This is a genomic window from Halorubrum trapanicum (assembly GCF_002355655.1).
GTDB classification, from domain to species: Archaea; Halobacteriota; Halobacteria; order Halobacteriales; family Haloferacaceae; genus Halorubrum; species Halorubrum trapanicum_A.
This window is the reverse complement of sequence record NZ_AP017569.1, coordinates 181,076-194,268: the sequence shown is the minus strand read 5'-3', so window position 1 is coordinate 194,268 and position 13,193 is coordinate 181,076. Positions and strand designations below refer to the sequence as shown.

Here is a 13,193-nt window from a genome sequence, read left to right as displayed (position 1 = left end):
GCTGCCCTCGCGACGGGCATAGTCACCCGTCCTCCGCGGGCTCGACGGCGTCGAACCCCCAGTCGTCGATGTCGTCGGCCGATCCCTCGTCGAAACCGTCGCCGCTCTCGCCTTCGTCCTCAGAGTTGTCGATCTCACCTTCGTCCTCAGAGTTGTCAATCTCACCTTCGCCCTCGGTGCCGTCGCTCTCGTCAGCTCCCTGTACAAACTCTCCGCCGTCCTGATCCGGATCTCCGTCGTCGGTTTCGGCCGAGGGCTCGCCCGCGACAGAGTCCGCGGCGCCGAACCCCTCGCTCACGTCGAGGTCCGCGTCCGGGCCGGGGTCCGCGCCCCGCTCGGGCGGGCCCGCGGGCGACGATAGCACGTCGACCCCCTCGTCGAAGGGCTCTCCGAAGTCGATCCGGTTCGGGCCGCCGGAGCCGTCGCCGGCCGCCTCGGAGACGCCCTCGAAGTCGCCGTGCGCGGGGTCCGGAGACGGGGTTCCCGAGGGGGCCGACCCCTCGGCGTCCGGTGGCGTCGCGCTCGCGTCGTCCGCGTCCGTCGCGTTCGTCGCCGGCTCCGGCCCGGCCGGATCGTCGTCGGCCGCCTCGGCCTCCCGGGCCGTCTCGGCGAGCGCCTCGCGGTCGCTCGGGGTCGCTTCGACGTCGCCCGCGTGGTTCATCTCCAGGAGCGCGTCGGCGACCGAGTCGGGCACCTCGCCGCGGTACGTCTCGAACAGGTCCTCGGCGGACTCGAGTATCTCCGCGGCCTCGGTCTCGCCGTCCGCGTCCGGCTTCGGCCGGGGGACGAGCGCCTCCTTCTCGCGGTCGACGTTGATCAGCACCGACTCCATCTCGCGGAGGTCCTCCAGCGAACGCTCCAGCTCCTCGTTGGCCATCAGCGCGAGGACCGTCTCCGGGTCGTTGATGAACGCCTGGAACGTCGCCGCCACCTGTGCGTAGCTGTTGAGCCCGCGATCGATGAGGTACGCCAACACGACCCGCCGCTTGCGCAGCTCCTCGTCGAGGGTCGCCCGGCTCCAGCCGCGGTCGAACATGATGTCTTCGAGGGTGTTCGAGTCGCCCATCTGGAGGAACTCGTCCGTCTCCGCCTGCCACTGGAACACGTCCTGAACGTTGATCTCGTCGTTCTCGGCGTCGTAGTGGTTGATCTCGGTGATCGACTTGTTCCGCCGGACCTTCTTCCCCTGAACCCGAGTGGAGGTCTGGATCGAGACGAGGTCCAGCGCCGTGAACATCGTCTTCGAGACGTTGATCGGATCGGTGGTGAACCGCTTGAGCACCTCGCCGACGGAGTCCGCGTGGAACGTGGTGTAGGTGGTGTGTCCGGTGGACATCACCTGGAAGGCGGTCCGACCCTCCTCGCCGCGGATCTCGCCCATCACGATGTAGTCGGGGCGCTGACGGAGCGCGGCCTCCAGTAAGTCGAACTCGTCGATGTCGCCCTTGTCGTCGTCGGAGAAGGAGGGGCGCGTGACGGAGGCGATCCAGTTGCGCTGGGGGAGCTCCACCTCGCGGGTGTCCTCGATGGAGACGATCTTCGCGTTCGAGGGGATGAAGAGGGAGACGGCGTTCAGGCTCGTCGTCTTCCCGGACGCGGTGCCGCCCGCGAAGATCAGGCTCTTGTGGTTCTCGATCGAGAGCCACAAAAAGGCCATCTCGTCGAGCGAGAACGTCTTCCAGTTGATGAGGTCGATCGGGGTGAAGGGGACGTCGTTGAACTGCCGGATCGTGTAGTTGGTCCCGTGGTCGGACACCTCACGGCCGAGCGTGAGCTGGGCCCGCGAGCCGTCCGGGAGGGTGGCGTCCACCTGCGGCCGGCGCTTCGAAATGCCCTTCCCCGAGCGCTGCGCGAGCTTCACGACGAAGTCGTCGAGCTCGTCGGTGCCGTGGTAGACGTTGGTGATGATCTGCTCGTACTCGGAGTGGTAGACGAAGACCGGGGAGTCGTACCCGTCACAGGAGATGTCCTCGACGTTGATGTCGTACTTGATCGGGTCGATCCGCTCGTAGCCGACGAAGTCCCGCTTCAGGTAGTACAGCAGCTTTTCGACCTGATGGGCGGAGAGCGTCCGGGAGTCCTCGGCAAGAAGCGCGGGCTCGGGCCGAGCGCTGATCTTCGGCGGGTCGGCCGGCTCCTCGGTCGGGGGCTCGTAGCCCAGCGACTCCGCGATCCGCCCGGCGATTCCCTCGGTCGGGTCGATGCCGAACCGGTCGACCAGCGTGTCCGCGATGCCGCGTTCCTCGCCCTCGTCCTCGTAGAGCCCGTAGCGGTCGAGCAGCGTGCGCGTCTCCTCGACTATCACCTCCTCGCGGAACGACTCGTCGCCGCCCGCGATCGACTCGTCGGCGTACTTGATCGAGGTCCGGAGCTTGCCGGTGAGGAACTCCGTGAGGTCCGTCTCGATCTCCGTCCGGTACGGCTGGACGGCGTAGTACTTCGCCTCGTTCTCCTTCCGCGACCGGAAGACGATCACGAACGCGTACGGCTTGTTCACCCAGTAGCGCTCCTCTTCTTGGAAGTGCGTCTTCTTCGGCATCGGCACCGCCTTCTCCAGGTCGTACCGGTTCGTCAGCGTGGTGTGGCCCTCGTCGGTCGAGAAGAACGCGTCCTCGTCGACCTCGGGGTTGACGTCCACGGTCCGCTCCTCGACGAGGTCGGCGAGGTCGGCCGCGGCGCCCCCGCCCGCCCCGAGCAGCTCCTCGGTCCGGTCCGGATCGAAGCCGAGCGCCTCGGTCTTGTCCTCGTGGGTGAACTCGAGCGGCACCGCCTCCCCCTCCTCGTTCTCCTCGGTCGGCGGGTTCCCCTCCTCGTCGAGGAAGAACTCCTCGCGGTAGTCGTCCCACGTGTAGTACCCCTTCAACACGGGGACCGAGTAGGGGTCGTACCGGGCCGCGCACAGGTCCCAGAGGACGTCCCCGACCGCGGCGGCCGCGCGGAACCGGTAGTCGGTCTCGCTCGGGTCGAACCCGAGGAGCGCCCCCGGATCGAAGTCGACTCGGTCCCACTCCTCCGGGGTCGGCGCGCGCGACGGGACCGACTCGACGCTACCGCCGGACGCGACGACGACGCCGGCGACGCCGCCGCGGCCGACCGGGACGTCGAAGACGGTCTCGGGGGCGCTGTCGAGGCGTTCGGCCTCGTCGTGGTCGCTCCGCTCGTCGTCTCCCTCGTCGCCACGCGCGTCTAGCTCGGTCGCGTCCGTCTCCCCGTTCGCAGCCGTTTCGTCGCTCGTATCGACCGCTTCCCGTACTTCTGTTTCCGTTTCGTCCGCGTCTCCGGCGGACTCCGCGGCCGATCCCAGCTCGGCGTCGGCCTCGGGAGCAGCGTCGTCACCAACATCGTCGTTCTCGACGCGGTCGGGCGCCGCCGGCGCCGCTACCCGTTCGCCGGTCGGCACGACGGCGGCCCCGTCGAGGACGACGGCGTCGGTGCCGACCACGAGCGTCCCCCGATCGGGGGTGCCGTGGCCGGGCACCTCGGTCTCGCCGTCCGCCTCGAAGGGCTCGTCGACGCCCGGGGCGCGAACGATCTCGCCCGCGCCGTTCGGAAGGTGGAGCGCGACGGCGTCCGCCGGGACGGCCGGCGCGTCCGGCACGTCGGCGTACACGCGCTCCGCGGCGTCCTCGTGGCCGTGCTCCGCGAGCAGCGACCGCCAGGAATACCGATCGGTGACGACCGGCGCGCCGTCGCTCGTTCCGTCCCGCTCGGCGGCCTCCGAGAGGTCGGATGCCCCGTCGGCCGGGTCGTCTGTCTCGTCTCGATTTCCCGACTCCGTTTCCGCCCCGTCCGCCGTCGCCGCGTCCGAGTCCGCCGCGTCCGCTTCCGCCGCGTCCGAGTCCGGCGCGTCCGGGTCGGTCGCCACGGACTCCGCCGCGCTGGACGCCGATCGATCGCCCTCGGGGTCGGATCGGGGGGCGGACCGCTCGGCGTCCTCGTTGGCCATGGTCGAGGGAACGGCGCATCCGTTGAAAAAGGTGTCTCGCAAAACACCGCGATTGATAATCGTCGGCGACGGGCGGATTTTAGGCCCCCGCGCACCGATCGCCACCCGTGTCACGCGCCGAGCGACTCCGACGGCTTCGACGGCTCCGCCGACAGGCGGTCAGGCGGCGGGTGAGGGCGGCGATCGCCGAGGAACTGCTCGGGACCCCGCGGAGCCTCGCCGTCGTCTGCGCGTTCACGGCGTTCATGCTCGCGGTGGGGATCGGGTACTACGCGCCGACCGCGGGCGAGGTACCGATTCTCCTCTGGCCGCTGTACGCGGACTCGGCGGTCGCCGTCGCGCTCGGCGGTGCCGTCCTCGCGACCTTGGTCGCGACCGTGCGGCGCGGCGGCGACGTCACCGCGGACGCCCCCGCGTCGCGGCCGCTGGCGTACCTCCATACGCTCGCGTTCGTCTGGCTGGTCCAGTTCGGCGTCTGGCCGGTGGTCTCGCTCAACCTCGCGTTCGGCGAGTACGTCGCCGCGCCCGACGCCTGGATCTACTACTGGGGGGTGATCGGCACGCACCTGCTGTTCGTGGGGCTCGCGCTGCTGTTCCCCGCCTTCGGGCGGACGACGCGCGGCGCGCTCGCGGCGGCGCTCGCGCTCGGCGTCGCGAACGTCGTCGTCGACTACGTGTTCGGCTTCCATCCGCCGCTGCTGTACGAGCCCGGGCCGGGACTGGCGGTCGCGACGCTCGCGATCGCGGTCGGGTCGGTCGCGCTCGCGTCGCGCTCGTTCGATCGGTTGGGCGAAGACCCGGACTGAGGCGCGCTCGGAGATGTCGAATCCGACGAACGCTATTTAAATTACATAAAAGGGCGCGGCGGGATCCACGCGAACGAGCGGAGCGAGTGAGCGTGGAGCCAGTCGCGCCCGTGACTGAGCGGAGCGAGGGAACGGGCGCGACGGGATTTGAACCTCAGTCACTCCGCTCGCTTCGCTCGCTCCGTTCCCTGCTTCAAATCCCGCTTGCGCCGCTACTGCTCACTTCGTTCGCAGATAGCGGGCGCGGCGGGATTTGAACCCGCGATCGAGAGGTTAGGAACCTCTCGCCCTGTCCGCTAGGCCACGCGCCCAGAACGGGTGGAGAAAACGGAACGGCGGGGATCGGTCGGCGGAGGGGGCCGGCTTACGTGCTGGTTTCCTTGTCGGTCTCGGTCTCGAGTTCGTCGAGGTCGTCGTCCTCGTCGTCGAGCGTCGAGTCCGCCTTCTCGCCGTCCTGCATGTCTTTCAGCTCCTCTTCGACCTGTTCGCGGCCTTTCTTGAACTCTCCCATCGCCTGGCCGGTCGACCGAGCGAGCTTCGGGATCTTGTTCGCCCCGAACAGCAGGACCAACACGAGCAGGATGATGAGGAGCTCCGGCCCCGCCGGAATGCCGCCGATTAGTGGTGTCGCACTTACCATCTCTGTCTCGCAGTAACCCTGTGTCGATTATAGTCTTTTTGCCTCGATCGGACCGCCGCCGCCGAAACGGTGATACGCGCGGCCGACGACGTGTTCGGCATGCCAGACGTCGGCGACGACGCCTCCGACTTCACCGGATCGCTCGTGGACGGCGACATCGAGCCGTTCGCGCTCTCGGACCACCTCGGCGACGAACCGGTCGTGCTCGCCTTCTTCCCCGCCGCCTTCTCGAACACCTGTACCGACGAGATGGAGGCGCTGCGGGACGGGTTCGACCGCGACGACTGCACGCTGTTCGGGGTGAGTACCGACCTCCCGCACGCGCTCGGCGCGTACCGCGCGCAGTACGACCTCCCGTTCGCGCTGGTCGGCGACCCAGACCACCGCGCCATCGAGGCGTACGACGTTATCGAGGCGTTCGAACACTACGGCGTCGAAACCGTCGCACAGCGCGCCGTCTTCGTGATCGACGCGGACGGGACCGTGACCTACCGCTGGCTCGCGGAGAGCGCCGGGAAAGAGCCGGACTACGACGCGCTCGCCGAGGCGGTGGCGGACGCGGCCGCCTGAGGGGCGAGTCGGTTCGACCGGGCGGCGCGCCGCTCAGGCCGGGTCCCGAAGCGCCTCCAGCGCCTCCGGGTTCTCCATCGAGGAGAGGTCGCCCGGGTCCTCGCCGACGTACACCGACTCGATCGCGCGGCGGATGATCTTCCCCGACTGCGTCTTCGGGAACGCGTCGACGAACAGCAGCTCGCGCGGCCGGAACGGCTTGCCGTGCTCGTCGCCGACCAGCGCCCGCAGCTCCTCGCGGAGGTCGTCGCTCGGGTCGACGCCCGGTTCGAGGACGACGTACGCGACGACCGCGGTGCCGGTGGTGTCGTCGGGGACGCCGACCGCCGCCGCCTGGTTGACGGCGTCGTGGTCGATGAGGACGCCCTCGATCTCGGCCGGACCGACCTTCCGGCCCGCGACGTTCAGGGCGTCGTCGGCGCGGCCGTGGAGGAACCAGAAGCCGTCCTCGTCCTTCTGCGCGAAGTCGCCGTGGTCCCAGAGATCCTCCCACGTCGACCAGTACTCGTCGAGGTAGCGTTCGTCGCCCGACCACAGCGACTTCGTCATCGACGGGCAGGAGTCGCGCGCGACGAGATAGCCGCGCTCGCCTGACTCTTTCACCGACTCACCGGTCTCGTCGACGATGTCGATGTCCATCCCCAGCCCCGGGCCGCCGAGCGTACAGGGCTTCAGCGGCTGGTTCGGCATCGGCATCAGGAAGCAGCCGCAGATCTCCGTGCCGCCGGAGATGTTGATTATCGGGCACTCGCCCCCGCCGACCGCGTCGTAGAACCAGCGCCACGACTCGGGGTCCCACGGCTCGCCGGTGGAACCCAGGATTCTGAGCGAAGAGAGGTCGTGACCCTCGACCCACTCATCCCCGTGCTTGCGGAGCGCGCGGATCGCGGTCGGCGAGATGCCGAACTGCGTGATCCCGTGTCGCTCGATCATCTCCCAGAAGCGGTCCGGCTCGGGGTGGTCGGGCGCGCCCTCGTACATCACCACCGTCCCGCCGAACGCGTGGTTGCCGATCAGCGTCCACGGCCCCATCATCCAGCCGATGTCGGAGACCCAGAAGAAGCGGTCCGCCGGCTTCTGGTCGAAGCCGAAGTGGATCTCCTTGGCGCACTGCGTGAGGACGCCCGCGTGGGTGTGGACGATCCCCTTCGGCTCGCCGGTGGTGCCCGAGGAGTACAGCAGCAGCGACTCCTGGTCGCTCGGGAGGTGCTTCGTCTCGTACGTCGCGGGCTGGGAGCCGACCGCCTCGTCCCACGTCCGGTCGCGATCGCCGTCCCACGGGACGGGGTCTGCGTCGGCGTCGTCGCTCCCGTCGGCGTCGTCGCTCCCGTCGGCTCCGTCCTCACCGTCGCTCGCGGGCGTCGTCCCCAGTCGATCGTAGACGACCACCTCCTCGACGTGCCCCGCGTCAGCGATGGCGTCGTCCGCGGTCGCCTTCAGGCGGACCTCGTCGCCCCGGCGGTAGAACCCGTCGCCGGTGAAAAGCACCGAGGGCTCCGCGTCGTCGATCCGCGTCGCGGTCGCCTCGCGCCCGAACCCGGAGAAGATCGGCACCGCGATCGCGCCGACCTTCAGGCAGCCGTAGAGGATCGCGACGACCTCCGGCACCATCGGCATGTACAGGCCGACGGTGTCGCCCGTCTCGATCCCCGTCTCGGTCAGGTAGTTCGCGACGCGGTCGCTCTGCCGGCGGAGCTCGTGGAAGGTGATCTCGCGGACGTCGCCGGGCTCGCCCTCCCAGATCAGCGCGACGCGGTTCCGGTTCGGCGAGTCGACCGCGGCGTGGCGGTCGACGACGTTGTGCGAGACGTTGATCTCGCCGCCGGGATACCAGTCGGAGAACTGCGGGCCGTCGGAGTCGTCACCGGACTGCGTCCGGTTGCCCGCGGAGCGTCGCTCCGCGCCGTCCCGGACCGCGTCGTAGTCCGTGTAAAACTCGATGTCGAGGTAGTCGACGATCTCGTCCCAGAACCAGTCGACGCCGGACGCGGGCTCGCCGTCGACCGCCGATGTGGTGCGCTCGATCAGTTCCTCGTAGTCGTCGATCCCGTACTCCCGCATGAACGCGGCGACGTTCGTCGACTCGGCGAACGCCTCGCTCGGTTCGTGTACGACCTCGTCTATCCCCTCGTACTCGGTCATCTCGTCCGGTGATTTTCGCGGCGACAGTAAGTAATTTTCCTGAAGGATCTATCGCAGGTCGGCGCACTCGCCCGCGACCTCGACGGTCTCGCCGTCGACCGTGACCCGCCCGTCGTACAGCCGACAGGTGTCCGCGTCCCACGCGAGTCGTCCCTCCCAGTCGACGCCGGTCACCGTTACCTCGTGTCGGCCCGTCGCCCCCACGGCGACCTCGAACGCCCGAGCGACGCCGGCGTCGACGCGGTCGGACTCCTCCGCGTACGTCGTCCCGTCGTCTCCCTCGACGACCACCTCCACGTCGACGGGGGCGTCGCCGTCGTTGCGGACCGTCAGGTCGAGTCGGCCGGGGTCGGCCTCACCGAGGCCGAGACAGCCGGCGGCCGCGGCTGCGAGCGAGCCGGTGCTCACGGCGAGGAGTCTGCGTCGTTCCATGGCGATCGCTCGTCGCGGCGGGACTTCAAGCCCGGACACGCCGCGAGGGCGGCAAAACGCGAAAACGAAAATCGGTTCTCGGTCCGCTATTCGTCGTCCGTCTCGTCGGCGTCCGTCCCGTCGTCGTCCGCCTCTTCCCCGTCCGCGGCGGCGTGGACCGACTCGGGGACGATGTCGACCGAGGCGACCTCGTCGTCGGGTTCGAGGTTCATCACGATGACTCCCTTCGTGTTGCGGCTCACCGTCGAGATCTCCTCGACGCGGGTCCGCATGATCTGGCCGGCCCCGCTCATCGCGACGAGGTGGTCGCCGTAGGTGACCGCCTCGATGGCGACGACCTCGCCGTTCCGGTCGCCGGTCTTGATGTCGACGAGCCCCTTGCCGTTGCGCGACTGCGGGCGGTACTCGTCGAGGTCGGAGCGCTTCCCGTACCCGTTCTCGGTGACGGTGAGCACCCAGTTGTGGTACTCGTCGTCGATTGCGGCGACGCCGGCGACGGCGTCTCCCTCGCGGAGGTCGATGCCGATCACGCCGCGGGCCGTGCGACCCATCGCGCGGGCGTCCGACTCGTCGAAGCGGATCGCCATCCCGTTCCGGCTGCCGATGACGATGTCGGTCTCGCCGTCGGTCACCTCCACGTCGACGAGCTCGTCGCCGTCCTCCAGCCGGATCGCGCGGATCCCCGTCGACCGGATGTTGCCGAACTCGTCGACGGCGGTCCGCTTGATGTAGCCGTCGCGAGTGACCATCGTGAGGAACTCGTCGTCGTCGAGGTCCTCCGTGTTGACCACCGACTCGATCTCCTCGCCGTCGTCGAGGTCGAGGAGGTTGACCGCGGACTTCCCGCGGGCCGTGCGGGACATCTCCGGGATCTCGTAGGTCTTCAGCTCGTAGATCTGCCCGCGGTTCGTGAAGACGAGGAGGTAGTCGTGGGAGTTGGCCGCGAACACGGAGGAGACGCGGTCGCCCTCCTTGAGCCCGGTGCCGATGATCCCCTTGCCGCCGCGGTTCTGCGCGCGGAACTCGTCGAGCGGCATCCGCTTGATGTAGTCGTCCTCGCTCATCACGACGACCTGTTCCTCCTCGGGGATCAGGTCCTCGTGGGTCACGTCGCCCGCGTCCTCGATGAAGCTCGTGCGGCGCTCGTCGTCGTACTCGGCTTTGATCTCCCGAAGCTCGTCGACGATCACCTGGTCGAGCTCGTCGGGGTCAGAGAGGATGGTCTCCAGCCGCTCGATCCGCGCGTTCACCTCCTCGTACTCCTCCTCGATCTCCGCCGTCTCCATCGAGGTGAGCGAGCCGAGCTGCATCCGGACGATGTGGGCCGCCTGCGCCTCGGTGAAGTCGAACGTCGACTCCAGCGCGGCCTTCGCGGCGTCGCGGTCGTCGGAGTCCTGGATCGTCTCGACCACGCTGTCGACGTTGTCGAGCGCCTTCAGGCGGCCTTCGAGGATGTGCGCACGGTCCTCGCGCTCGGCGAGCTCGTGTTCGGAGCGACGGCGCACGACCTCGCGGCGGTGGTCGACGTAGTGTTCGAGCGTCTGCTTCAGGTCCAACACCTGCGGCGAGCCGTCGACGAGGGCGAGGTTGATGACGCCGAACGTGCGTTCGAGGTGGCTCTCTAGCAGCTGGTTCTTGACGACCTCGGCCATCGCGTCGCGCTTGAGCTCGACGACGATCCGGATCCCGTCGCGGTCGGACTCGTCGCGCAGGTCGCGGATCCCCTCGATCGCGCCCTCGTTGACGTCCTCGGCGATGCGCTCGACGAGCCGCGACTTGTTCTGCTGGAAGGGGAGCTCGCTGATGACGATCCGGCCCTCCTCCTCGTCGACCTCGAACTCCGCGCGGACGCGGATCCGCCCGCGGCCCGTCTTGTACGCCTTGTGGACCGCGTTCCGCCCGACGATGTTCGCGCCGGTCGGGAAGTCCGGCCCCTTGACGTGTTCCATCAGGTCCTCGACGCTCGCGTCGGGGGTCTCGATCAGCTCGACGGTGGCGTCGATCACCTCGCCGAGGTTGTGCGGCGGGATGTTCGTCGACATCCCGACGGCGATGCCTGACGAGCCGTTGACGAGCAGGTTCGGGAACGCCGCGGGCAGCACCTCCGGCTCCTCTAAGCGGTCGTCGTAGTTCGCCGAGAAGTCGACGGTGTCGCGCTCGATGTCCGCCATGAGCTCCTCGGCGATGGGGGCCATCCGGGCCTCCGTGTACCGCATCGCGGCCGGCGGGTCGCCGTCGACGGAGCCGAAGTTCCCCTGGCCGTCGACGAGCGGGTAGCGCATCGAGAAGTCCTGCGCCATCCGCGCGAGCGTGTCGTAGATCGCGCTGTCGCCGTGCGGGTGGTAGTCGCCCATCGTCTCGCCGACGACGGAGGAGGACTTGCGGTGCGCGGAGTTGCTCGTCACGCCCGCCTCGTTCATCGCGAAGAGGATGCGCCGGTGGACGGGCTTGAGCCCGTCGCGCACGTCCGGGAGCGCCCGTCCCGCGATGACGGACATCGCGTAGTCGATGTACGACTGCTCCATCTCGTCCTCGATGCGCGCGTTCGTCACCTGCGCGGCGCGGACGTCCGCGTGGTCCGGGTCGGGACTCTCCGAGCTCATATGTCCACCCACTCCGCCTCGGTCGCGTGCTCCTTGATGAACTGCTTGCGCGGCTCGACCGCGTCACCCATCAGCACGTTGAACATCCGGTCCGCCGCGGCCGCGTCGTCGATGGTGATCCGCTTGAGCCGGCGGTTCTCCGGGTCCATCGTGGTGTCCCACAGCTGGTCGGGGTTCATCTCGCCGAGGCCCTTGAACCGCTGGACCTGCGTGGGGTTGCCGTCGCACTCCTCCTCGACGATCCGGTCGCGCTCTTCCTCGGTCATCGCGTCGTACGTCTCGCCACGGTAGCGAACGCGGTAGAGGGGCGGCTGGGCCGCGTACACGTAGCCGGCCTCCAGGAGGGGCTTCATGTGGCGGTAGAGGAGCGTGAGAAGGAGCGTTCTGATGTGGGCTCCGTCGACATCTGCATCCGTCATGAGAATTATTTTATTATATCTGACATCTTCGATGTCGAATTCTTCTCCGATCCCCGCGCCGATCGCGGTGATCAGCGCGCGGATCTCGTCGTTCTCCAAGATGCGGTCGAGGCGGTGTTTCTCGACGTTAAGGATCTTCCCCTTCAGCGGGAGGATCGCCTGGTTCTCGCGGTTGCGGCCCTGCTTTGCCGAGCCGCCCGCGGAGTCGCCCTCGACTACGAACAGTTCGGCCTCGGTGGGGTCGCGCGTCTGGCAGTCCGCGAGCTTGCCGGGTAAGGCAGTCGACTCCAACGCCGACTTCCGGCGGGTGAGCTCCTCCGCCTTCTTCGCGGCCTTCCGCGCCCTGGCGGCCTCGGCGGCCTTGTGGACGACCTTCTCCGCGGTGTCCGGGTTCTCCTCGAAGAAGGTGCCGAGCTTCTGGTGGGTCGCGGACTCGACGACGCCGCGGACCTCGCTGTTGCCGAGCTTCGTCTTCGTCTGCCCCTCGAACTGCGGGTCGGGGTGTTTCACCGAGACGACCGCCGTGAGCCCCTCGCGGACGTCTTCGCCCTTGAGGTTCGCGTCGAGGTCGTCGACGAGGCCGTGCTCGTTGGCGTAGTCGTTGACCGTCCGGGTGAGGGCGGTCTTGAAGCCGGTGAGGTGGGTGCCGCCCTCGCGGGTGTTGATGTTGTTGGCGAACGCGTGGACGGAGCCCTGGAGCTCCTCGGTCGCCTGCATCGCGACCTCGACGTGGACGCCGTCGGTCTCGTCCTCGAAGTAGATGACCTCCTCGTGGATCGGCGAGCGCGTCTCGTTGAGGTACTCGACGAACTCCCGGATCCCGCCGTCGTACTTGAACGTCTCCTCGGTGTCGTCGCGGTCGTCGACGAGCCGGATCTCGACGCCGGAGTTGAGGAACGCGAGCTCGCGCAGCCGGTTCGCGAGCGTCGACGTCTGGAACTCGGTCGTCTCGAATATCTCCTCGTCGGGCCAGAAGCGGATGCGCGTCCCGGTCGACTCGCCGTCGTCCATGTCGCGGACGCGCTCGAAGCCGTCCTCGGCGGGCTCGCCCCCCGCGAACCGGTGGCGGAAGACGCCGCCGTCGCGCTTGACCTCGACCGCTAACCGCTGGGAGAGCGCGTTCACGACGCTGACGCCGACGCCGTGGAGGCCGCCGGAGACCTGGTACGACTTGGAGTCGAACTTCCCGCCGGCGTGGAGGACGGTCATGATGACCTCCAGCGCCGGCCTGTCGTACTCCTCGTGGGTGTCGACCGGAATTCCCCGCCCGTCGTCGCTGACGGAGACGGAGCCGTCGTCGTGGATCCGCACCTCGATCTCCTCGCAGTGGCCCGCGAGCGCCTCGTCGATGGAGTTGTCGACGACCTCGTAGACGAGATGGTGGAGCCCCCGACCGTCCGTGGACCCGATGTACATCGCCGGTCGCTTACGGACGGCCTGTAGGCCTTCGAGGACCTGTATTTGGCCGGCTCCGTATTCGCTCTGCTCTGACATAGGAACTTACCGTCGCTAATCGCCGTCGGGTTATAAAGCCGGCGCACGCGCGCGGGCGTGAGCGCAGTCGCCGCAGTCGCCGGACGCGGCGGCGATCCGAGCCGACGCGCCGCCGGGCCTCGTCCCGTGAACGAAGCGCAG

At 68.6% G+C, this 13,193-nt stretch carries 8 protein-coding genes and 1 tRNA gene; 2 read left to right on the top strand and 7 right to left on the bottom strand.

Annotated elements, in window-relative coordinates; genetic code table 11:
- Window positions 1–22: 22 nt before the first annotated feature.
- The gene (locus tag CPZ01_RS00915; protein ID WP_096392991.1) at window positions 23–3,946 is read right to left on the bottom strand and encodes an ATPase, T2SS/T4P/T4SS family; all 3,924 of its coding nucleotides are present in this window, start codon (window positions 3,944–3,946) and stop codon (window positions 23–25) included.
- A gap of 107 nt (window positions 3,947–4,053) precedes the next feature.
- Between CPZ01_RS00915 and CPZ01_RS00910 the strand changes: the two genes are divergently transcribed.
- Window positions 4,054–4,752, top strand: a complete 699-nt coding sequence (locus CPZ01_RS00910) for a DUF1405 domain-containing protein (protein ID WP_096392990.1) — start codon at window positions 4,054–4,056, stop codon at window positions 4,750–4,752.
- A gap of 238 nt (window positions 4,753–4,990) precedes the next feature.
- Here the strand turns inward: CPZ01_RS00910 and CPZ01_RS00905 are convergent.
- Together CPZ01_RS00905 and CPZ01_RS00900 are read right to left on the bottom strand one after the other, a co-directional pair.
- A tRNA-Arg gene (locus CPZ01_RS00905) sits at window positions 4,991–5,063 on the bottom strand.
- A gap of 53 nt (window positions 5,064–5,116) precedes the next feature.
- A complete protein-coding gene (locus CPZ01_RS00900; RefSeq protein WP_004595696.1) occupies window positions 5,117–5,392 on the bottom strand; it encodes a Sec-independent protein translocase subunit TatA/TatB in 276 nt (91 codons plus the stop codon).
- Window positions 5,393–5,491: 99 nt separating this feature from the next.
- On the opposite strand from CPZ01_RS00900, the gene CPZ01_RS00895 reads away from it, so the two are divergent.
- On the top strand, window positions 5,492–5,962 hold the full coding sequence (locus tag CPZ01_RS00895; protein WP_096396069.1) for a redoxin domain-containing protein: 471 nt from the start codon (window positions 5,492–5,494) through the stop codon (window positions 5,960–5,962).
- A 33-nt stretch (window positions 5,963–5,995) separates the two neighbouring features.
- Here CPZ01_RS00895 and CPZ01_RS00890 read toward each other — a convergent pair whose 3' ends face one another.
- From CPZ01_RS00890 to gyrB, 4 genes are all read right to left on the bottom strand, one after another.
- Window positions 5,996–8,104 (bottom strand): AMP-binding protein, encoded by a 2,109-nt coding sequence (locus tag CPZ01_RS00890; RefSeq protein ID WP_096392989.1) that lies wholly within the window; start codon window positions 8,102–8,104, stop codon window positions 5,996–5,998.
- A 48-nt stretch (window positions 8,105–8,152) separates the two neighbouring features.
- The gene (locus tag CPZ01_RS00885) at window positions 8,153–8,536 is read right to left on the bottom strand and encodes a hypothetical protein (RefSeq protein WP_096392988.1); all 384 of its coding nucleotides are present in this window, start codon (window positions 8,534–8,536) and stop codon (window positions 8,153–8,155) included.
- Window positions 8,537–8,622: 86 nt separating this feature from the next.
- Window positions 8,623–11,139, bottom strand: a complete 2,517-nt coding sequence (gene gyrA / locus CPZ01_RS00880; RefSeq protein ID WP_096392987.1) for a DNA gyrase subunit A — start codon at window positions 11,137–11,139, stop codon at window positions 8,623–8,625.
- Window positions 11,136–13,052 carry a DNA topoisomerase (ATP-hydrolyzing) subunit B gene (gyrB, locus tag CPZ01_RS00875; RefSeq protein ID WP_096392986.1) on the bottom strand — a complete coding sequence of 639 codons (1,917 nt, stop codon included), beginning with the start codon at window positions 13,050–13,052 and terminating at the stop codon, window positions 11,136–11,138. The genes gyrA and gyrB overlap by 4 nt, the downstream gene beginning before the upstream one ends.
- Window positions 13,053–13,193 lie beyond the last annotated feature (141 nt).